The sequence below is a fragment of the Pectobacterium atrosepticum genome (genome assembly GCA_019056595.1).
GTDB classification, from domain to species: domain Bacteria; phylum Pseudomonadota; class Gammaproteobacteria; order Enterobacterales; family Enterobacteriaceae; genus Pectobacterium; species Pectobacterium atrosepticum.
On the sequence record CP036163.1, the window covers coordinates 2,914,370 to 2,934,144 of the forward strand.

Here is a 19,775-nt window from a genome sequence, read left to right on the forward strand (position 1 = left end):
AAAACGGCCATGTTTCACAATTTGCTGATTTCAGACGATAAAAATTGCCAGTTTGCGCGGCGGTTCGCAGGGTGGGGCGTTGTTTCGGTATTGAAGGGATATTTTCCGCCGCAGACGGTTATACTGTCGGTTAATCGACGTTATTTATAAAAACTTCACCGGAAAGCAAGCATGCTAAGTTACCGCCACAGTTTCCATGCCGGCAATCACGCCGACGTGCTGAAACACACTGTTCAGAGCCTGATCATCACTGCCCTGAAAGAGAAAGAAAAACCTTTCCTGTATCTGGATACCCACGCGGGTGCTGGACGTTATCAGCTTAGCGGCCCGCACGCCGAGCGCACAGGGGAGTATCTGGATGGCATCGCGAAGATCTGGCAGCGTGACGATATTCCGGCTGAACTCGAACCTTACATGCAGGCGGTGCGTACCTATAATCACAACGGACAACTGCGCTATTACCCTGGTTCTCCGCTGATTGCGCGCCAGCTACTGCGTGAGTACGACAAACTCCACCTGACCGAGCTGCACCCCAGCGATTTCCCGCTACTGCGCAATGAGTTTCAGAAAGATGCGCGTACCAAAGTGCTGCGTGACGATGGTTACCAGCAGTTGAAAGCTCAGCTTCCGCCGCTTTCTCGTCGGGGATTTGTGCTGATTGACCCACCTTATGAGCTGAAGACGGACTATCAGGACGTAGTCAAAGGCATTAAGGAGGGGCATAAGCGCTTTGGCACTGGCGTATTTGCACTGTGGTATCCGGTTGTGCTGCGTCAGCATATCAAACGCATGCTGAAAGAGTTGCAAGCCTCGGGTATTCGCAACATTTTGCAAATTGAGCTGGCGGTACTGCCGGACAGCGATCGCTACGGTATGACGGCGTCGGGCATGATTGTGATTAACCCGCCGTGGAAGCTGGCGGCGCAGATGAAGGACGTACTGCCGTGGCTGCATAGCGTGCTGGTACCGGAAGGCACTGGACATACGCTGGTGGAACAAATCGTACCGGAGTAATGCGTGTGAGCACGGTGGGCGATGCGGTCGGTTTTTCCTATTGCAACCATAGGCATAACCTTTATTGGACATGTGGCTCTGGCGTTACACTCTAGGCAAATTTTATTCACTTAAGCATGGATACACTGATGACCAAACACTATGACTATCTTGCTATTGGCGGCGGCAGCGGCGGTATCGCGTCTATCAACCGCGCGGCGATGTATGGACAAAAATGTGCGTTGATCGAAGCGAAATATCTGGGCGGCACCTGCGTCAACGTCGGCTGTGTGCCGAAGAAAGTGATGTGGCATGCAGCGCAGATCGCCGAAGCGATCCATCAGTACGGCCCAGATTACGGGTTCGATACCACGGTGAACCAGTTTAACTGGGGCACGCTGGTCAAGAATCGTAGCGCCTACATCGATCGTATCCACCAGTCCTACGATAACGTGCTGGGTAAGAATAAGGTTGATGTTATCCACGGCTTTGCCCGCTTTGTCGATGCGCACACGGTGGAAGTGAACGGCGAGAAAATTACGGCTGACCACATCCTGATTGCCACGGGTGGTCGTCCGGTTCACCCTAACATTCCCGGTGCAGAATACGGCATTGATTCCGACGGCTTCTTTGAGCTGGATGCGCTGCCGAAGCGTACCGCTATCGTCGGGGCTGGCTATATCGCTGTGGAGATTGCTGGCGTGCTGAACGGGCTGGGCTCTGAAACCCATCTGTTTGTGCGGAAACACGCACCGCTGCGTAGCTTTGATCCGCTGATTGTCGATACGCTGGTGGAAGTGATGAACACTGAAGGGCCGACGCTGCATACCGAATCGATCCCGAAAGCGATTGTGAAGAATGCCGATGGTAGCCTGACGCTAGAACTGGAAAACGGCCAGTCACAAACCGTCGATTGCCTGATTTGGGCGATTGGTCGTGAACCGGCGACGGATAACCTGAACCTGAGTGTCACTGGCGTGGGGCTGAACGACAAAGGCTACATCAATGTCGATAAATTCCAGAACACCACCGTTTCTGGCATTTATGCTGTCGGCGATAACACAGGTGCCGTCGAACTAACGCCGGTTGCTGTTGCGGCGGGGCGTCGTTTATCCGAGCGTTTGTTTAACAACAAGCCGGACGAACATCTGGACTACAGTAATATCCCAACCGTCGTCTTCAGTCACCCGCCGATTGGCACAGTCGGGCTGACCGAACCGCAGGCGCGTGAACAGTACGGCGACGATCAGGTGAAAGTGTATAAATCCGCCTTCACCGCGATGTACACCGCCGTGACGCAGCACCGTCAGCCGTGTCGTATGAAGCTGGTCTGCGTGGGTAAAGAAGAAAAAATCGTCGGCATCCACGGTATCGGCTTTGGTATGGATGAAATGCTGCAAGGCTTCGCGGTCGCCGTCAAAATGGGCGCTACCAAAAAAGACTTCGACAACACTGTCGCCATCCACCCGACTGCCTCGGAAGAGTTTGTGACGATGCGGTAATGGTGTAGGGAAGCGGGTCTAATAGCTTTTCTGGAAGACGAAAATATGCTGGTTGAATAGTGAACTATTTAGCCGGCATTTTTTTATGCTCAGCCTAACGTGATTATCTCATTCGCTCACTTGCCAGATGATAAACGCCGCTACGTTCACGCTTGCCTACTGCTACCACAGCTATAATCAATACGTCGTCAATGACTTCATACACTAAGCGAAAGCCTGACGCCCGGAGCTTTATTTTGTAGCAATCCTTTATCCCCCGTAACTTTGCCGAAGGAATATGAGGGTTTTCGCAGCATTTTTTTAGCTTTTTGGCAAATTGCTGTTGGATGGTTTTATCGAGTTTTAGCCATTCTTTCAGCGCATCTTCCCTGAATTTGACGCTATAGCTCATAGGAAACTATCCAAATCCACGTCAACCAGCGGCTGGTTTTTTCGTTCACCGATCAATTTAACCAGTTCCTGGTCGTCCAGCGCATCCAGCATTTTTTCGTAGAGATCCGCAGGAATGCAATAAAACGCAGGCTGGTTGCGGTTCAGAATAGCGACAGGTAGGCCATCGCCAGCGTTGACTGTTGCCATCGGGTTCTTTTTCAGTTCACTGACGCTGGCACTGGTATCACTCAATATAATATTCGGCATGACAGACCTTTAATGACCGGTTAATAGGTCTTTAAACTAAGCAATAAAAGACCTGTTAACAAGTCTTTTGATGGTTTTTTATGCCTGTTCCGCATGGCTTCCTTCCCACGTGATGAAGAAAACGCTGCTTTTATCACGGCATTCACCTTAATGGTGATAATGATTATCGTTAGTGTTTTTTTTATGGTAAGTTGCGGTGAATGGGTTTGATCCCGCTGGCTTATTTTTCCTTACAAAACATACGGCTTTATCACTATGTCTTTAGCTAACCGCACAACGTCTTCAGCCTATCGGTTGTTCAATTTACGTTTAGAGAGTAAGACGCTGCTCTCGCCTTCATTAGCGCGCTGTGTATTTACTGGCCCGGAAGTGCGCCAGATGAAACTGGATGCGCCGGATCAGCGCATCAAACTGCTGTTCGCCAGTGAAAGCGGCGAATTGACGCCGATGACCGTGAGCGACACTTGGTATCAGGACTATCTGGCACTGCCGCGTGAGCGCCGTCCCATTCTGCGAACTTATACGCTGCGTTCTGTTTCTCGTGACTTACAGCAGGCAACGATCGATTTTGTGCTGCACGGTGATACTGGGCCAGCCTCAAGCTGGGCGGGTCATGCTAAGCCGGGCGATGCCCTACAGATCGTCGCGCCCAACGCGGAAGCCGATGGCGCCAGCGGTGGCTATGAGTGGGCACCGCATGATGGCGTTGAGCAGGTGCTGCTGATTGCGGATGAAACAGCGCTGCCAGCAGCAATGGGAATTCTTGAACAACTGGCTACCCAGCCTTCTCCGCCGTCGGTGCAGGCCTTTTTTGAAGTGCCAAAAGCGGCGGACTGCGTGACGCCTAGTGACTTCCCTTTTGCGCAGATTCACTGGCTACCGCGTGAGGAAACCGGCAGCACAATATGGGGAGAACGCCTGCTGTATGCGGTGCAACAAGACGTGAAAATCCCCGCTAGCGCCTGTATCAACCGTGATGATATTGCACAGGAGACGCCCGAAGACGAGCTACTGTGGGAGCGCGCAACGGCGCACCGTCCGTTCTATGCTTGGGTGGCGGGAGAATCATCGGCCATCAAACGACTACGCCGCTATCTGCTCGACGAACGTCACCTCGATAAAGAGACGATCAACTTTATGGCTTACTGGTCACATCGCTAATAGAAAACGTCAGGAGGGGTATTCCCTCCTGCGTCTATTTCCCCATCATCTCTGCTAATTGCTGTTCATCCGGCAGCCCGACCACCTGCTGTAGTTCATCTTTATCGTTCAGGTAATAGATGGCTGGCGTAACGTTCGCACCCAGTTCATCCATCAGCCGCTGATTAAGCTGAATGTTATTCCAGATGTCGCGTGAAGCGCTTTCAGGGAACGGGGGCACAGTTTTGCCGTTTGATAGCTCATACTCATGCCAGGCTTTGGCCGGATCGCTGGCGGCAAGAATCGCCGCGGCATAACGCCCGCTTTCCGGTTTGATGACGCCGACCAACAGCGTTTGCAACTGTACTTTTCCTGCTTTCACCCACGGCTGTGCCTGCTGCCAGAACTGTTTGCAGTACGGGCAGAACGGGTCGGCAAAGACGATGATTTTACGCGGCGCATCCTTTGCCCCTTCGGTGATAAATGGCGCTTGCTGTAATTTCTGCCACATCTCCCGACCGGCGGGAACATAGACTTCCTGCTGAATCAGCGCTTCGCTGAGGTTGTTACCGTGTTCATCATACATATATCCCGAAATGGCATGCTTACCGTCAGGGGTTAAGTAGATGGTCACCCCTACGCCCTGATAGCTGCCCAGCCAGCCTTGCATGCCACCGGGCGCAGTGAACGGCTTAATGATCGTAATACCCTGTTTTTCGATGCTCTTCACCGCATCTGGCAGAGCATCTTGCGCTAGCGAAGACGCGGAAAGCGTCAATAAGGTGAGTGTGAGGGAGACGCGTTTTATCATGGTGTTTGAGCCTGTATCGTGAATCATTGCCTGCCGGATAGCGTAGCGGAAGGTAACCGATCGAGGGAGCTTATTTACGCTTCCTGAACCAGGACCATACTGTGACCTGTCGTTATACGATCTGGCTGAAGAGAGTGGTTGGGTAGGGTCAGTCTCTGCCGTATATTACGTAAAGAATGATGCGTTTTGTGGTTTTCCCCTGTTGGAGTAATGAATTACCGTGACGTTGACCGAATCGCTGATTGCTTTTACGTTTGCCGCGACGCTGCTGACCTTAACGCCGGGTTTGGATACCGCGCTGATTTTACGCACTGCTACCGTTGAAGGCAGTAAGAAAGCTTTTCATGCCGCGTTTGGAATTAACGTCGGCTGCCTGATTTGGGGCGCGATGGTGGCGTTTGGTTTGGGAACGTTGATTGCCGCGTCGGAGCTGGCCTATAACATCCTGAAATGGTGCGGTGCGGCTTATCTTTGCTGGCTGGGTCTGCAAATGATCCTGAAACCCAGAACCGAACTGGTGATGGCGGCGTCACAAACTGCGCCGAAGCATCAAAACTGGTTTCTCCGCGGCATGTTGGGCAACGTATTAAACCCGAAAATCGGCGTGTTCTATGTTTCATTCCTGCCGCAGTTTATCCCCGCTGGTCATTCGGTCGTGCTATGGACCTACCTGCTTGTTCTTATTCATGTCTTTATTGGCACGCTGTGGTCGTCCACGCTGATTGCCGCAACGCGCCCGCTGTCGCGTTTTTTGCGTCGCGGCTCGGTGGTTAAATGGATGGATCGAACAACAGGCGTGGTCTTTTTAGCGTTCGCCGCACGTCTGGCGTTCTCGCGGCGGTAGATCCAATATCAATACTGATATTATCAATAAGAGTATTGCCCACCCATCATAATCTGCCGAACAGTAGCTCGATGAGCATTATGATTTCTTTGCCGAGCGGCTGCCCTTTCTCTTCGGCTAACAGATAGAGCGGGGTGGTGCGCCTTTCCCCTTGCTGTAACGGCAATATGTGTAATTCGCCCCGCGTAATGTGCTCTGAAATCCGCGCTTCCGGCAGCCAGCCGTAACCGACCTGATGCAAAACGGCCTGCGTTGCCGCTTCAAACGTCGTAAATGTCCAGCTCTCGGCAGACGCCGGCTGCGAATGTGGCGGCGTTCGCATCACAATCTCTACGCAAGGGTAGCGAGACAGTGCCTCATGGCTTAATGGCGTTGGTAGTGAAAAAAGCGGGTGATGGCTGTGTGCGACAGCGACAAAATCAACGTTCATCAGCCAGCGCCCAGCACAGCCGTCGATCTCACGCTGCGTAATGATATAAATATCCGCATCTCGCGCCTTCAACTGCGCCGACGTTTCATTACGCAGCACCTCAGTCAGGTGGATACGCGTAGCCGGGTGCTGTTTCTGAAAGGTGCTGAGCAAGTGGAATAGGCGATCTTTGGGGAAGGTGCTGTCAACCACCAGATTGATGCTAGCCTGCTCACCCATTTTCAATGAGTGAGCGCGGGCTTCCAACGCATGAAACGAACGTATTACGGACCGCGCCTGTGCCAGCAGGTTTTCTCCCTCTGGTGTCAGCTCAGCTTTACGTCCGTGTATCGTGAGTAGCTCAATGCCCAGACGCTCTTGCAGCAGCGAAAGCTGGTAGCTGACCGAAGACTGGCTGCGATGAAGCACATTGGCCGCCTGCGTATAGCCGCCCAAATCAATAACTGCCTGAAGTATTTCCCATTGTTCCAACGTCGTCTTTGCTTGCATCTTTGATATATCTAAATATTGAATGATTTTCCCTGAAAAATAGCGTTATTTATCGAATTAGGAAAGCTATAGAGTGAATTTACACATTTAAGGAGAACTATCATGCCTGCATTTAACCAACACGACCTGAGTCACTTTGTAGGGAAACATCTGATATATACCTACGATAATGGCTGGAATTACGAGCTGTATGTCAAAAATGCCAACACTATAGACTACCGTATTCACAGTGGCATTGTGGGTAACCGTTGGGTGAAGGATCAGCAGGTGTATATCGTGCAGGTCGCTCGCGAGGTGTATAAAATTTCATGGACAGAACCAACGGGAACGGATGTCAGCCTGATTGCGAATATTGCCGATAAGGTCTTCCACGGCACCATCTTCTTCCCGCGTTGGGTCATCAACAACCCAGAAAAAACGGTGTGTTTCCAGAACGAGCATATTGCTGAGATGGAAGCGTATCGCGACGCGGGTCCTGCGTACCCTACTGAAGTGATTGATGAGTTCGCCACCATTACGTTCATCCGCGACTGTGGGGAAAACAACAACGATGTCATCAACTGCCCTGCCAGCGAATTGCCTGCGGATTTCCCTGCTTGCCTGAAAAAATAAGCAGCAACAGGCGTCACGAATGTTGTGCCGCCTGATTTTCTATCGCACCACGCTGATTAACTCTCCGGCCAGAACGGTTCGCCCAGCGTGAGCATCAGTCGGTTGGCCCATGAGAAGAAGGCGGCCGACTGCACCACATCGACAATTTCCAGCATATCCAATCCCTGTTCTTGCAGCTGTTTCACGTCGTTTGCGTTGACCTGCGCGGGCGTGGCAGAAAGGCGTGCCGAAAAATCGATAATCGCCTGCCAGCGTGGGCTTTGGCCGATACTCAAATCGCCACCGGGAACGACATCCAGTAGCCGTTGCACGTCGCTGTCCTGCTTGGATAGCTGGCTGGCTTTACGGGCATGCACCGAGGCGCAATAGATGCAGCCGTTGACCTTGCTGGTGACGGCGGCGATGAGTTCGCGTTCTTTGCGCGGCAGGCCGCCAGAGGTATAAAAAATCCCTTTATCCGTCAGCGTGCGCTGTTCCAGTACCGGCAAGTTACGTCCTAAGAGACGGAAATAGTCGGAATCGGTGTGGCCGAAGCGCGCCAGAATCGCCTGCTCGTCGGTATTGAATTCTGCCAGCGGTTTGGGGGCAATCCACGGTTCCCAATCCAGTTCCGCCTGAGTGAATGCCTGCGGTGCGGACTTGCCGCTGTGCGTCTGCGATTGGGTATTATGCCACTGGCCTGCGACAGCAGCCTGCGAATGAGGCTGGCTAACACGATGACCCGCAATCAGGCGATAGCCGCGCAGCAGGCGGCTTTGAAAATTCACAAATGCGATGAGCTGCGAGAGCGTCACGATATCGTCTACCGACCAGCCCGCCTGCTCCAGCGCGTTGACGTGTGATGGTGCGGCTTGCACGGGCGTTTTCGTCAGGCGTTCAGCGTGATCTAGCGCCAACTGTAGCGCGGGTGTCAGCACGGGTTCTGGGAAGTCCGCCAGCCGCTCGGTATAAAAATGCTGTAGTTGCTCATCCTGCTGCCAGCCACTGATTTTTGTCGCAAACCAGAAGCGCAGCGATAACGGTAATGTCGCGTTGTCATGTACTGTGGCGTTAAACAGCGCATCGTAGCTGCCCTGGGTGTGGCGAGTTGCCGCTTCACGAGTTTTTCTGGCTGCGGCGAGGGCAGAATCCGGGCCGATTTCGGCCAGCGCATCCAATACGTCATGGGTGTGCAAAGTGTTAGCGTGCGTCATGCAATCTCCTGCCCGAGTGGGCTTTTCTGTTTGACTGCGGGCTTCCAGCCCAAAGCGGGTGCGACCTGAGTAGCAATCAGCTCAAGTGAACGAAGGATCAGCGCATGTGGCGGATCGATGGAATGCACCTGGAATGTTACATCCGTCGCCCGTTCTAGTGAGCTGTCCGTCTTAAGCGACGCGGTGACATCCTGTGCGGTGCCGACATGGCTGTCGAAGGAGGCGATCAGTGCTTCTATCGAGTCGTGAGGGATCGCGCGGAACGTACCGGAGCGGGCGGCAGAACGATTAAGCCCTTTCTCCGCCAGACTTAGCGCCAGTTGACGATCGTCAGCCACGAAGACGCTACGCGAGCTGAGGATACGCGGTGCGACGCCAGCGGGCAGCGCAGCCAGATAGGCGTCGATCATCGGGTTTTGCAAGTCAGCAAGCGTGGCATCTGGGAAATGTTCTGGGCGTGGCTGGGTACGGGAAAGCATCAGGCCATCGCCCGCTTTTCCCGCTCGTTCAGCACCCTCAATGGAAAATGTGGCCTGCCAGACGCGCTTATCTAAATGTGGGGCAGCAGGATATAGGCGATTGCCGTCTTCGCTCAATGCGTCTCCCCGCCATGCGGCGCGCAGCTTCTCCAGATAGCGCCCGAGGATCTGCCCGCGCTGTGCGCTGTCGTGACCGAACGCGGCAAATGAGGACGGCGTGCCGCCGGAACCCACGCCGACTTCCAGCCTGCCGTTGCTGAGTAAATCGAGCACGGCGGTGTCTTCCGCCACGCGCAGCGGTTCTTCCATTGGCAGCGTAATTACGCCAGTGCCGAGTTGAATGCGTTGAGTGCGTGCCGCGACCAGCGCCAGAAACACCAGTGGTGACGGTAACCCACCTTCATCAGCGTGAAAGTGGTGCTGTGCGACCCAGGCGCTATCGAATCCTAACTGTTCTGCTTTGACGATCTGTTCCGTCGCCAGCCGATAGAGCTGCTGGGCGGAAACGTCATCCAGCAACCGTGTGAAAAATCCCAGACGTTTCGTTGCCATTTTACAGTCCTTGGTTTAGTGCGAATGTGGATTCAGTATGAATTGGGGGTTGGTGTGAACGGGCAAAAGCCGGGTGTTGCTGCCCAGGGATAGCCTCGATGAGTTCACGGGTGTAGCGATGCCCAGGCTGAGCGAAGATGTGCTCCACTGGGCCGGATTCAAGCTGCTTGCCGTGGTACAACACGGAAACGGTATCGGCGATCTGGCGTACCACCGCCAAATCGTGCGAGATGAACACGTACGTCAGCCCCAGAGACTCCTGTAGCTCAGTCAGCAAACGGAGAATCTGCGCCTGCACGGTGACATCCAGTGCAGAAACGGCTTCGTCCAACACCAACACCTGCGGTTCCAGCACCAGCGCCCGAGCGATGGCGACGCGTTGGCGCTGGCCGCCGGATAACTCACGCGGCTTGCGTGATAGCAGCGCTACGGGCAGAGCGACGCGTTCGAACATCTCATGAATTTTTCGCTCCCGCTGCCCGGAGGAATGGCGATTAAAATTGCGTAGTGGTTCCTCGACGATGTCGTACAACCGCTGAGAGGGATCGAGCGAGCCAAAGGGGTTTTGATACACCAGCTGAATTTTCTGCCGGAACTGGCGCAGCGCTTCACCTTTCAGATGAGTGATGTCCGTGCCGTCGATCAGAATGCGTCCGGCGCTGGGATGATGAAACCCGAGCAAGCTGCGTGCCGTGGTGGTTTTACCGGAGCCAGATTCGCCGACAATCGCGTGCGTTGTGCCGCGTGCCACGCTGAAAGAGACGTCATCCACCGCGCGAAAATGCTCGCCTTTACGGCCCGACAGAGGAAAGGTCTGCACCAGATTTTCAACTGAGACAATAATATCGGATGCATGGCTGCGCGGTGGACGTGGCGTCGGGTTTAGCGATGGGACGTTCGCCAGCAGCGTGCGGGCATAGTGACTTAAAGGCGCGCTGAGCACGTCAAGCGTTGGGCCTTGTTCCTGAATGTAGCCGTTCTGAAAGACCAGCAGACGATCGGCACGCTCGGCCGCCACGCCCAGATCGTGGGTGACGAACAGCACCGCTGTACCATTCTCACGCCGTAACTCATCAAGCAGATCGAGAATACGTTTCTGCACCGTGACATCCAGTGCGCTGGTGGGCTCATCGGCAATAATCAGTGCGGGTTTCAGCGCAATCGCAATGGCAATCAACACGCGCTGTTTCATACCGCCGGAGAGTTCGTGCGGATACTGCTTCGCCCGTAATTCGGGCTGATTCAGGCCAACGCGCTCCAGTAGCGCCAGTGTTTTCTGGCGGGTCGTCTGGCGATCTTCCCGCTGATGAATACGCAGAATTTCGTCCACCTGTTCGCCGATGGTCTGCACTGGATTCAGGGAACTGGTGGGATCCTGAGGGATCAGACTGATCTGCGCACCGCGCACGCTGTCCAAGCGTTTCTGCGACCAGCCGCTGATATCTACGCCGTTTAGCCGAATAGCACCGCGCGTGAGCCTACCATTCTCGGCCAGCAAACCGATGACGGCCTGTGCGGTGGTCGTCTTGCCTGAACCGGATTCCCCTACCAGCGCCACGACTTCGCCGGGCTGAATATGAAAAGAGACACCTTCCACGACGGTCTGCTCGCGATCGTCGCTACGGTAGGCAATCGTGACATTCTCCAGAGCCAGTACGGGCACCGCCGCGCTGGTTTGTAAGCTAGCTGACAGGCTCATCGTTCTTTACTCCTTATCGACTGGCTGATGCGGTTAGCGGACAGCACCACGAGTACGACAATCAAGCCAGGGAAGGTGGTTAGCCACCACGCGGTTGCGATGTAGTTGCGGCCTTCGGCGATGAGCAGCCCCCATTCTGGCGTGGGCGGCGGTGCGCCGTAGCCGAGGAAGCTGAGCGTGGAGATAGCCAGAATCGCGCTGCCGAATTGCAGGGCAGCGAAGGCGAAAACGGTAGTTAATGAATTTGGCAAAATGTGCCGCCACAGCACGCTGAAAAAGGTGCCGCCGCTGCCATAGGCGGCTTCGACATAGTCGCTGTGGCGCACGCGCAATACCTCTGAACGCACCAATCGGGTAAAGCTGGCAACGGAGGTGACGCCCACAGCAATCGCGGCGTTGACCGTGCCGAAACCCAGCAGAATGATGACGCTCAACGCCAGCAGCAGGCCGGGGATTGCCAATAAGACATCGATGCTGCGCATGACGACGCTATCCAACCAGCCGCCAATCGCACCAGCCAAGAGACCGAACAGGCTGCCGAGCACCAAACCTAGCCCGACGGCGATAAATGCGCCGGACAGCGAATGCACCGCGCCGTAAACGATACGCGCATAGAGATCGCGCCCTAACTGATCGGTGCCGAGCCAGTATGCTGCGTCGGGTGCCAGCCGTTGTGCGCCTGCGATGCCTTCCGTCGGGTTATAGCTGGTAAACCAACCGGGAAACAGGGCCCAAAGCGCGACAGTCAGTATGACAAGCCAGGCCAGCAGCAGCCCCGGCTGAAAGGCATAGCGACGTATAAACAGCCGCTTGCGCAGAAGAGGAAAGGTGATTTTTTCCAGTGGAATGGTAGTCATAGCGTGGCTCCTGGCGTTCTTTTCAGGCGCGGATCGAGAAGGGGATAAAGCAGGTCGACGGCCAGATTGACGACAACAAAGGCGGCGGCGGAAATCAGCACGATGGCCTGTAACACGCTGCTGTCCTGATAGTTCACGGCTTCCTGCGTTAACTGTCCGAGCCCGTTACGGCCAAACACGGTTTCCGTAATCAGCGCGCCCGCAATCAGTTCGCCCAACAGTAAACCGGCGATGGTCAGCGTGGGCAGCATGGCGTTACGGGCGATATGCCGCCAGAGCACACCGCTGCGACTGGCACCTTTCGCGCGGGCGACGGCGACAAACGGCTGGGTTTGCACCTGATCGATGCTGCGCATTAGCACCTGAGCCAACGGGGCGGAGATTGGTAGCGCCAGTGTGAGAACGGGCAAAATCAGTCCTTCCCATTCTCCGGGGTTAATCACCGGAATCAGGCCCAGACGGAAAGAGAAGATCTGAATCAGCACGATGCCCAGCCAGAATGTTGGCACGGAAATAAACAGCGACGGCAGCGATTGCAGTGCGGTTCGCAGCCACTGAAACGGCGTTAGCGTCGATAAGAATGCAAGAGCGAACGCCAATAGCCCGGCGGCGATGAAACCCAGCACGGAGAGCAGTAATGTGGGTGGCAGATTCGCGGCGATAAGCTCGCTGACTGGCACGCCAGCCTGAATAGACAGGCCAAGATCGCCACGCAGTATCTGCGCTATTGCATGGAAATATTGCGTGAGTACTGGCGTATCAGCACCGTAGGACAAACGCAACTGCGCGATCTGCTCGGCGCTTAGGCCGAGCTCTGGGTTTTGAAACTTGATCAGTACGGCATCACCCGGCATCGCCTGAAGCAGGATAAAAGACAGGGTGAATGCCGCCCACAGCACGAGCAGTGCCTGACCGATGCGCAGTGCCAGATAGCGGTTCATGATGATCTCCTCCCTCTTCTTCTGTGTTACTTATCTAGCCAGGTGTTGTAAAAGCTGGGGCGACCTACGGCTTCAAACGCGATGCCTTTTGTGGTGGGGGCGCCCGCAAATACCTGCGGTTCTTCAAAAATGGGAATGACGTAGGCCTGATCGATCAGGTAGCCCTGCACTTCTCCCACCAGCGTCAGCCGCTTGCTGCGGTCAGTTTCTGCGGCGATGCCATCCAGCAGCGTATTCAGATGCGGGTCAACAAAGTCCTTCACCTTGTCGCTGGAACCACCTTTTTGCAGCAGGACGTTACGTACCGTCGGGTAATACTGGCTTTTCAGCACATCTGGGTCGGCGCGGCCGACCATCGCGGGTGCCACGCCGGTTTTCAGCGGGTCGAGGCTATCCACGGTTTTACTGCCTGCATCGCCCGCTAACACATTCAGCTTCACGCCGACTTTTGCCCACTGTTGAGAAACCAGTTGCAGGGTTTCTTTGTTCTGCGGCTGCGGCAGAGATTCATAGGCGGTCAGTTCCAGCGTTTTGCCGTCTTTCTGACGTAATCCTTGGGGACCGGTTTTCCAGCCTGCTTCATCTAACAGTTTGTTGGCCTGAACGGGATCGAACGTCAGCTTGCTGGAGAGATCGACATAGCCTGCGGCGGTTTTGGCCAGCGGTGACGTGGCCTGTGGGTAGTTGTCAGAGAGCAGCGTATCAATGATCTCTTTGGTGTTGGTGGCGTGCAGCAGCGCCTTACGTACGCGGATATCGGCCACCAGCGGGTTATCCGGGCGGAAAACCACGCTGTTATTGACGCCGCGCGTAGGCGGCGCATACAGGTTGAAGCCCTGACTTTGCACCCGCTTTTCATCATAGGCTTGGATCTGACGAATGAAGTCAGCCTGACCAGAAACCAACGCGCCGATACGCACGCTGTCTTCCGGGGTGACCAGATAGGTAATACCGTCCAGATAGGCGCGTCCCTGATGCTTTGACTTAACCGGAGCCCAGTCGTAATCCTTACGTGCAGTCAGCTTCAGTTCGCGTCCCAGCTTCTCGCTGCTCACCACGAACGGGCCGGAGCCAATAATATTTTTGGCATTGCCTAACTGATTGAAATTGCGCTCAAGCGTACTGAGAGAAACTAAACCAGAACCGATCGCCGAAGTGCCTTGCAAGAAACCCGGCGAAGGCTTCTTGAAATAAAATTTCACCGTCAACGGATCGATAACTTCACTGCGCAGGTAATTGTTGATGACTTCGGAAACTGGCTGGTTGAGCGCGGTGTTCCCTAAACCATAGGTATCGACGTTTTTCGCTACCGCGTTGGCATCCAGCGGAGTGCCGTCAGAGAAGCTGACGCCAGGGCGGATCTTGAACGTGTATTCGGTGTTGTCCGCGTTGATGCTCCAGGATTCTGCAACCCACGGTTCGATCTCCAGCGTTTCTGGGTTCTGGTACGTCAGTTTATCGGTAATCTGGTTGAGAATGCCGCCGTTCGGATAAAAACCGCCCGCTGGCGTATAGAGATTGGTGTGTGGTTGCTGTTCCAGATAAACCAGCGTACCGCCGATTTTCGGTGCGTCGTTCGCAGCGTGTACGTTCACCGCACCGCCCAGAAGGAGCAGCGAGGCAAAAAGAGTGAGTTTCTGATGAGGATGCAAAAAAGTTGCCACGATAATTGTCCCTACATGTGATGGTTTTTATTAAGTTATTGGTATATCAGGTGAATATGTGGAGCGATTACGTCCTGACGCGGGGGAATAAAGCAGGAAACGTTAACCGCTTGTTACAGCCGATACTTCCATAGGCGGTAGGAAACAGCAAAGAACAATACCGGTATTGGTTATCCAGTTTTTAGGTAGAAAGAAAGGGAATAACGTTGATGTATTGGGGCATATTTAAGCGGGATAAATATATTGATAGTGCTTTTTGAGCGGACCTTTTAATATCGAAAAAATTTAACGTCCGTCTATTCAATTTAAGACATTTTTATTATGCACTTATGCTTTCGACTTGTGCTGGGCACGGCAACATTATTGATGCTCTCAGGCTGTAGTGCATTATCAAATATGTCTATTGATGAATCTGATGCTGATGTGTTGCGGCTTGCCTGCTATCAAGACTTAACCGCTGAGGTCGATCGTCTGGCCGTTCCTTTTCTTAAACAAAAAGCGATACCAGGTCTTGTCGTCGGGGTATTAACTGCTGACGGAAATAGGCGTAGTTGGGGATATGGTTTTACAGATAGTCATCACCGTTATCCTATTACGGGAGATACCCTGTTTGCCGTTGGGTCGGTGAGCAAAGGATTTATGGCGGAAACCACGGGTATTCTGGTGAAACGAGGGATACTGCGCTGGGATAATACGCTCGAAGAACTCCTGCCTGGTCAGGTTCTCTTAAGCGAGAGCGTAAAAAAGATCACGTTACTACAGCTGGTTACCCACACTTCGGGCTTACCTCGTCAGATGATGGATATGCAGATGCTGGGGCTTTTTGCCGAGTATCTATTTACCGGAAATAATTTCTATACGCTATTGGATGACGATCGGGTATTGGATTATCTGGCTGATTTTACGGTGCCGCCCAATCCAACGCCGATGTATTCGAATCTTGGCTATGCCATTCTGGGGTATGTCTTACAGTTGAAAACGGGGGAATCCATTGATCAGTTGGTGAATGAAACCATTATCGAGCCTCTAAGACTGGAAAACACCAGTTTTACCCCACAGAAATTAACGCGCTTTCCCTATCGAGCGATTGGCCATGCTGGCGATCAACCCAAATTTATTATGCGTGGTAAGCCGATACCTGACTGGCACTTTTCTTCCAATATGGTAGGTGCTGCCAGTTTGTACACCAGCGCCAACGATCTGTTGAAATTTGCCCGCGCACATATTTATCCGACAGGTTATTACGCGCTGGACGAAGCCATAAACGATTCGATGAAGACATATTACAACCGCACGAAACAGGCTGCCAATATTGCTTGGATCACCGATGAGGTAGGCACACAACACATTACCTATCAGGTGGGATACATTGGTGGTTATTCAAGTTACATCGGGTTAGATCGTCACAATCGCATTGCCGTAGTTGTACTGCAAAACAGCTTCAATTGGGACAATAACCTCGGGCATACCCTTATCTCGCGTATTGGTCAGGCAATGCATTATCAAGGTGTGTGCAAAGCTTAAACAATCACCTCCGCCCGCACGCTCCAGCCACGTAGTAGACATCGTTGCTGGAGCGTGAAGGGCGTTTTGAAAGCAAACGCTTGGTGGTGACCTACTTCAAAACCTGCGGATTCACGCAGTTTTCTTTTACCTGACCGCTCAGGGCGGCAATCAGGTTATCGACGGCGCAGGCGGCCATGTCGTAGCGCGTTTCGTGCGTGGCAGAACCGATATGCGGCAGCGCCACGACGTTAGGTAAATCCAGCAGGGGAGAATCGACAGGCAACGGTTCTTTGACAAAAACATCCAGACCTGCGGCCTGAATTGTCCCTTTGACCAATGCTTCCGTTAGCGCATCTTCATCCACGACGGCACCACGACCGATATTGATCAAAATAGCGCTGGGCTTCATTTTTGCCAGCTGTTCACGGCCAATGAGGTGGTGAGTTTCCGCCGTCAGCGGCAGCGTGATACAGAGGAAATCAGATTCTGCCAATAGCGTATCGAGATCGCAGTGGCGGGCATTAAATCGTTCTTCTGCTTCGGCATGATGGCGGCGTGCGTTGTACAGTACTGGCATGCTGAAACCAAAGTGGGCGCGTTGTGCGACGGCCAGACCAATGCGGCCCATCCCCAGAATACCGATGGTTTTATGGTGAACGTCGGTGCCAAACCAGTCGCTGCCTACACCGCCTTTCCATTCGCCCGCTTTGACCCGCTCAACCACTTCCACGACTCGGCGCGCGCTCGCAAGCATCAGTGCCAGAACCGTATCCGCCACCGTTTCCGTTAGCACGGTTGGGGTATGCATGAGAATCACCCCTTTTTCATTCAGCGCGTCGACGTTAAAGGTGTCGTAACCGACAGAAATAGTGGAAGCCGCGCGTAAAAGCGGTGCGTGTTGCAGGAAGTCTTTATCGACTTTGCCGCCGGAACCAATGATGCCTTCGGCCGTTGCCAGAGCAGGGTGGTCGAGTGCGGGAAAGGCGTCAAGTTCGGTGACGGTGAAGTGTTGGTCTAAACGAGCACGTAGGTCGTCAGCCACTTTTTTATACAGGATAACGCTAGGTTTCATCACAAACTCCAGCAGATTAAGGAAGTTAAGGTAGAAATCGCTCATCAAATAATCGCGTAGCTGGCGAGAGACTGCAAGCGATACCGCCCCCGCATCTGCCCAAGGTTAATCTCGATTAATGGGGGATTTGCACGATTGATGTGATGAACGATCGCATACAGACGCTTCACCGCTGCGTGCAGCTGTCCCTGAATGACGTTTCTTGATGATCCATTGATTAATATATTTCCTTTGTGATTGATATCACTCATTTCTTGATAAAGCATTACTACAAAAAACCGATAACGTTATTTACGGGGATGTTTTTTGACATGGTGATGTTTTAGACATTGATAGTGTTAATGGGGGCGGAAATGCATTTTTTTACCAGGATTATGAGTAACCTCAAGGTTTCTCATAAGCTGTATGGCGGTTTCGGTATTGTCCTGTTTTTGGTAATGATCGCATCTGGCGTTGGTGCTGTACGATTTTTCATCATCCACGATCTGTATGTTAAAACGACGATTTTGAATGAAATGAATCATTATCTCGATCAGTCAAAAATGGCGAGAGTAAAATATTCATTCACCTTTGCGGATGACAATATCAAGAACCTTAATACCTACATTAGTCAGGCAAATCAGCAAAAAGAAAAAGCGAAAGCGCTAACGTGGGAAGCGGTTTATCTCTCTGATTTTAATAATCTTGATCAGGATTTCGCTAATTATGATACCGATCTGAATAGCATGAAAGCCGCCGCAAACACGGTGGTCGAGACGGCAAAGAAAATCAGCCAGATGAATGCCTCTGATGCATTAACGGCATTTATGACTGGTCTCCCCGTCGGCGCAGATGAAAGTGCGTTGTCTATGCAGAAGGAATCCCTCTCGCTGCTGTTTCTGAAACTGGTCAACAGCACCTACACCTTACAAAGAGAGAATAGCGAAGCCGCGTTTACTGCACAGAAACAGGTCTATGGCGAATCGAAGACATCCTATGATGCGCTGGCATCGTCGGTCACTGGCGATCGCCGTCGCGTAGTCGATTCGTTTTGGCAATCATTTGAAAATTATCATCAAACGGCAGAGCAGTATTACGCACGGTTGGGGCAGTTAAAAACCACTGATGTGAAGTTCCGGGCAACCGGAGACAAAATGACGAGCGACATCGGCAGTATTCTGCAAAAGCTCGGCGCGAAGAATGATGACATTATCAATAGCTCTGTACTGCAAACGCTGGTTTTAGGGGCGATTGCCATTGTATTCGGCCTACTGATCGCATGGTCTGTCACGCGACAAATTACCCGATCCATTATCACCAACCTGAAGCTGGCGGAACGGATCGCTGGTGGCGATCTCTCTGCGAATGTCACGGTGGAACGGCATGATGAGCTGGGGCAATTAACGGCGGCCATGATGGTGATGACGGAGAAATTACGTCATTTAATGACGGATATTCGTCAGAGCGTGTACAGCGTTGAGAGTGCTTCCGCTGATATTGCATCGGGCAATAATGATTTGTCATCACGTACCGAGCAGCAATCGGCGGCGATTGTAGAAACGGCGGCCAGTATGGAAGAGTTAACGGCCACCGTGAAGAACAACGCCGAGAATGCCCGACATGCCAGCCAGATTGCCGGAGAAGCTTCAACCAATGCCAACCGCGGCGGGGATATTATTAACCGCGTGATTCACACCATGAGCGATATTTCAGGCAGTTCGAAGAAGATCTCTGATATTACGAGTGTCATTAATAGCATCGCTTTCCAGACTAATATTCTGGCATTGAATGCGGCTGTGGAAGCGGCACGAGCCGGTGAACAAGGACGGGGATTTGCGGTGGTCGCCAGTGAAGTTCGTAGTCTTGCTCAGCGCAGTTCACAGGCCGCAAAAGAGATCGAAACCCTGATCTCCGAATCGGTTTCTCGCGTGGATGCAGGTACTGAACTGGTTTCTCGGGCGGGAACGACGATGGATGACATTGTCGCTTCCGTGAACCGTGTGAATGACATCATGGGGGAAATCTCCTCAGCATCGGATGAGCAGAGTCGTGGTATCGCCCAAATTGGCAGTGCGGTTGCTGAAATGGATACCACCATCCAGCAGAACGCCTCGATGGTGAGTGAATCTTCGGCTGCGGCAAACTCGCTGCAAGAACAAGCGTCGAAGTTGGCAAAACTGATGTCGGTTTTCCGCATATCCGATAAGGATGTTGCGGGGCTGGCAAGACTGCAGGGTTCGAACACCGGTAATCCAAATTCGGGTAATAAGGCTATAGCTCGTCTGCCGACGCTTGCGTCGCGGGATAACGGCAACGATAACTGGACAACGTTCTGATATCCGGTTGAACCGATAGCTCAGAGATTATCCATTG

At 53.1% G+C, this 19,775-nt stretch carries 18 protein-coding genes; 7 read left to right on the forward strand and 11 right to left on the reverse strand.

The window, feature by feature from the left end; translation table 11 throughout:
• The first annotated feature begins 171 nt into the window (after positions 1 to 171).
• Both DCX48_13855 and gorA read left to right on the forward strand, forming a co-directional pair.
• Positions 172 to 1,014, forward strand: a complete 843-nt coding sequence (locus tag DCX48_13855; protein ID QXE15513.1) for a 23S rRNA (adenine(2030)-N(6))-methyltransferase RlmJ — start codon at positions 172 to 174, stop codon at positions 1,012 to 1,014.
• Between the two features lie 128 nt (positions 1,015 to 1,142).
• The gene (gorA, locus tag DCX48_13860) at positions 1,143 to 2,495 is read left to right on the forward strand and encodes a glutathione-disulfide reductase (protein QXE15514.1); all 1,353 of its coding nucleotides are present in this window, start codon (positions 1,143 to 1,145) and stop codon (positions 2,493 to 2,495) included.
• Between the two features lie 103 nt (positions 2,496 to 2,598).
• On the opposite strand, the gene DCX48_13865 is transcribed toward gorA, so the two are convergent.
• Positions 2,599 to 2,886, reverse strand: a complete 288-nt coding sequence (locus tag DCX48_13865) for a type II toxin-antitoxin system RelE/ParE family toxin (protein QXE15515.1) — start codon at positions 2,884 to 2,886, stop codon at positions 2,599 to 2,601.
• Positions 2,883 to 3,134, reverse strand: a complete 252-nt coding sequence (locus DCX48_13870) for a type II toxin-antitoxin system Phd/YefM family antitoxin (protein QXE15516.1) — start codon at positions 3,132 to 3,134, stop codon at positions 2,883 to 2,885. The genes DCX48_13865 and DCX48_13870 overlap by 4 nt, the downstream gene beginning before the upstream one ends.
• Positions 3,135 to 3,389: 255 nt before the next feature.
• On the opposite strand from DCX48_13870, the gene DCX48_13875 reads away from it, so the two are divergent.
• On the forward strand, positions 3,390 to 4,295 hold the full coding sequence (locus DCX48_13875; protein QXE15517.1) for a siderophore-interacting protein: 906 nt from the start codon (positions 3,390 to 3,392) through the stop codon (positions 4,293 to 4,295).
• Between the two features lie 34 nt (positions 4,296 to 4,329).
• On the opposite strand, the gene dsbG is transcribed toward DCX48_13875, so the two are convergent.
• Entirely contained in the window at positions 4,330 to 5,085 is a 756-nt protein-coding gene (dsbG, locus tag DCX48_13880; GenBank protein ID QXE15518.1) for a thiol:disulfide interchange protein DsbG, read from the reverse strand.
• Positions 5,086 to 5,305: 220 nt separating this feature from the next.
• Between dsbG and DCX48_13885 the strand changes: the two genes are divergently transcribed.
• Positions 5,306 to 5,929, forward strand: coding sequence for a LysE family translocator (locus DCX48_13885; GenBank protein QXE15519.1), 624 nt, complete (start codon positions 5,306 to 5,308; stop codon positions 5,927 to 5,929).
• A 46-nt stretch (positions 5,930 to 5,975) separates the two neighbouring features.
• Here the strand turns inward: DCX48_13885 and DCX48_13890 are convergent, their stop codons facing one another.
• Positions 5,976 to 6,848 (reverse strand): LysR family transcriptional regulator, encoded by an 873-nt coding sequence (locus DCX48_13890; GenBank protein ID QXE15520.1) that lies wholly within the window; start codon positions 6,846 to 6,848, stop codon positions 5,976 to 5,978.
• Between the two features lie 102 nt (positions 6,849 to 6,950).
• On the opposite strand from DCX48_13890, the gene DCX48_13895 reads away from it, so the two are divergent.
• Positions 6,951 to 7,460, forward strand: a complete 510-nt coding sequence (locus DCX48_13895) for a phenolic acid decarboxylase (GenBank protein QXE15521.1) — start codon at positions 6,951 to 6,953, stop codon at positions 7,458 to 7,460.
• Positions 7,461 to 7,516: 56 nt separating this feature from the next.
• On the opposite strand, the gene DCX48_13900 is transcribed toward DCX48_13895, so the two are convergent.
• From DCX48_13900 to DCX48_13925, 6 genes are read right to left on the reverse strand one after another with little or no spacing between them, the layout of a single operon-like run.
• Entirely contained in the window at positions 7,517 to 8,653 is a 1,137-nt protein-coding gene (locus tag DCX48_13900) for an alkylhydroperoxidase domain protein (GenBank protein ID QXE15522.1), read from the reverse strand.
• Entirely contained in the window at positions 8,650 to 9,684 is a 1,035-nt protein-coding gene (locus DCX48_13905; protein ID QXE15523.1) for a putative FMN-dependent luciferase-like monooxygenase, read from the reverse strand. The genes DCX48_13900 and DCX48_13905 overlap by 4 nt, the downstream gene beginning before the upstream one ends.
• A 1-nt stretch (position 9,685) precedes the next feature.
• Positions 9,686 to 11,383 carry an ABC transporter ATP-binding protein gene (locus DCX48_13910; protein QXE15524.1) on the reverse strand — a complete coding sequence of 566 codons (1,698 nt, stop codon included), beginning with the start codon at positions 11,381 to 11,383 and terminating at the stop codon, positions 9,686 to 9,688.
• Positions 11,380 to 12,240 carry an ABC transporter permease gene (locus DCX48_13915; protein ID QXE15525.1) on the reverse strand — a complete coding sequence of 287 codons (861 nt, stop codon included), beginning with the start codon at positions 12,238 to 12,240 and terminating at the stop codon, positions 11,380 to 11,382. Before DCX48_13915 ends, DCX48_13910 begins: the two co-directional genes overlap by 4 nt.
• A complete protein-coding gene (locus DCX48_13920; protein ID QXE15526.1) occupies positions 12,237 to 13,181 on the reverse strand; it encodes an ABC transporter permease in 945 nt (314 codons plus the stop codon). The genes DCX48_13915 and DCX48_13920 overlap by 4 nt, the downstream gene beginning before the upstream one ends.
• Positions 13,182 to 13,207: 26 nt before the next feature.
• The gene (locus tag DCX48_13925) at positions 13,208 to 14,845 is read right to left on the reverse strand and encodes a TIGR04028 family ABC transporter substrate-binding protein (GenBank protein ID QXE15527.1); all 1,638 of its coding nucleotides are present in this window, start codon (positions 14,843 to 14,845) and stop codon (positions 13,208 to 13,210) included.
• Positions 14,846 to 15,166: 321 nt separating this feature from the next.
• Here DCX48_13925 and DCX48_13930 point away from each other — a divergent pair, with 321 nt between their 5' ends.
• On the forward strand, positions 15,167 to 16,369 hold the full coding sequence (locus tag DCX48_13930) for a class A beta-lactamase-related serine hydrolase (protein QXE15528.1): 1,203 nt from the start codon (positions 15,167 to 15,169) through the stop codon (positions 16,367 to 16,369).
• A gap of 91 nt (positions 16,370 to 16,460) precedes the next feature.
• On the opposite strand, the gene ghrB is transcribed toward DCX48_13930, so the two are convergent.
• On the reverse strand, positions 16,461 to 17,423 hold the full coding sequence (gene ghrB, locus DCX48_13935) for a glyoxylate/hydroxypyruvate reductase GhrB (protein QXE17246.1): 963 nt from the start codon (positions 17,421 to 17,423) through the stop codon (positions 16,461 to 16,463).
• 353 nt (positions 17,424 to 17,776) lie between these two features.
• Here ghrB and DCX48_13940 point away from each other — a divergent pair, with 353 nt between their 5' ends.
• The gene (locus DCX48_13940) at positions 17,777 to 19,738 is read left to right on the forward strand and encodes a HAMP domain-containing protein (protein ID QXE15529.1); all 1,962 of its coding nucleotides are present in this window, start codon (positions 17,777 to 17,779) and stop codon (positions 19,736 to 19,738) included.
• Positions 19,739 to 19,775 lie beyond the last annotated feature (37 nt).

Bases quoted from the DNA above. Each gene is read 5' to 3' on its own strand.
- DCX48_13855 (QXE15513.1), top strand. From the start codon at position 172: ATGCTAAGTTACCGCCACAGTTTCCATGCCGGCAATCACGCCGACGTG.
- gorA (QXE15514.1), top strand. From the start codon at position 1,143: ATGACCAAACACTATGACTATCTTGCTATTGGCGGCGGCAGCGGCGGT.
- DCX48_13865 (QXE15515.1), bottom strand. From the start codon at position 2,886: ATGAGCTATAGCGTCAAATTCAGGGAAGATGCGCTGAAAGAATGGCTA.
- DCX48_13870 (QXE15516.1), bottom strand. From the start codon at position 3,134: ATGCCGAATATTATATTGAGTGATACCAGTGCCAGCGTCAGTGAACTG.
- DCX48_13875 (QXE15517.1), top strand. From the start codon at position 3,390: ATGTCTTTAGCTAACCGCACAACGTCTTCAGCCTATCGGTTGTTCAAT.
- dsbG (QXE15518.1), bottom strand. From the start codon at position 5,085: ATGATAAAACGCGTCTCCCTCACACTCACCTTATTGACGCTTTCCGCG.
- DCX48_13890 (QXE15520.1), bottom strand. From the start codon at position 6,848: ATGCAAGCAAAGACGACGTTGGAACAATGGGAAATACTTCAGGCAGTT.
- DCX48_13895 (QXE15521.1), top strand. From the start codon at position 6,951: ATGCCTGCATTTAACCAACACGACCTGAGTCACTTTGTAGGGAAACAT.
- DCX48_13900 (QXE15522.1), bottom strand. From the start codon at position 8,653: ATGACGCACGCTAACACTTTGCACACCCATGACGTATTGGATGCGCTG.
- DCX48_13905 (QXE15523.1), bottom strand. From the start codon at position 9,684: ATGGCAACGAAACGTCTGGGATTTTTCACACGGTTGCTGGATGACGTT.
- DCX48_13910 (QXE15524.1), bottom strand. From the start codon at position 11,383: ATGAGCCTGTCAGCTAGCTTACAAACCAGCGCGGCGGTGCCCGTACTG.
- DCX48_13915 (QXE15525.1), bottom strand. From the start codon at position 12,240: ATGACTACCATTCCACTGGAAAAAATCACCTTTCCTCTTCTGCGCAAG.
- DCX48_13920 (QXE15526.1), bottom strand. From the start codon at position 13,181: ATGAACCGCTATCTGGCACTGCGCATCGGTCAGGCACTGCTCGTGCTG.
- DCX48_13930 (QXE15528.1), top strand. From the start codon at position 15,167: ATGCACTTATGCTTTCGACTTGTGCTGGGCACGGCAACATTATTGATG.
- ghrB (QXE17246.1), bottom strand. From the start codon at position 17,423: ATGAAACCTAGCGTTATCCTGTATAAAAAAGTGGCTGACGACCTACGT.
- DCX48_13940 (QXE15529.1), top strand. From the start codon at position 17,777: ATGCATTTTTTTACCAGGATTATGAGTAACCTCAAGGTTTCTCATAAG.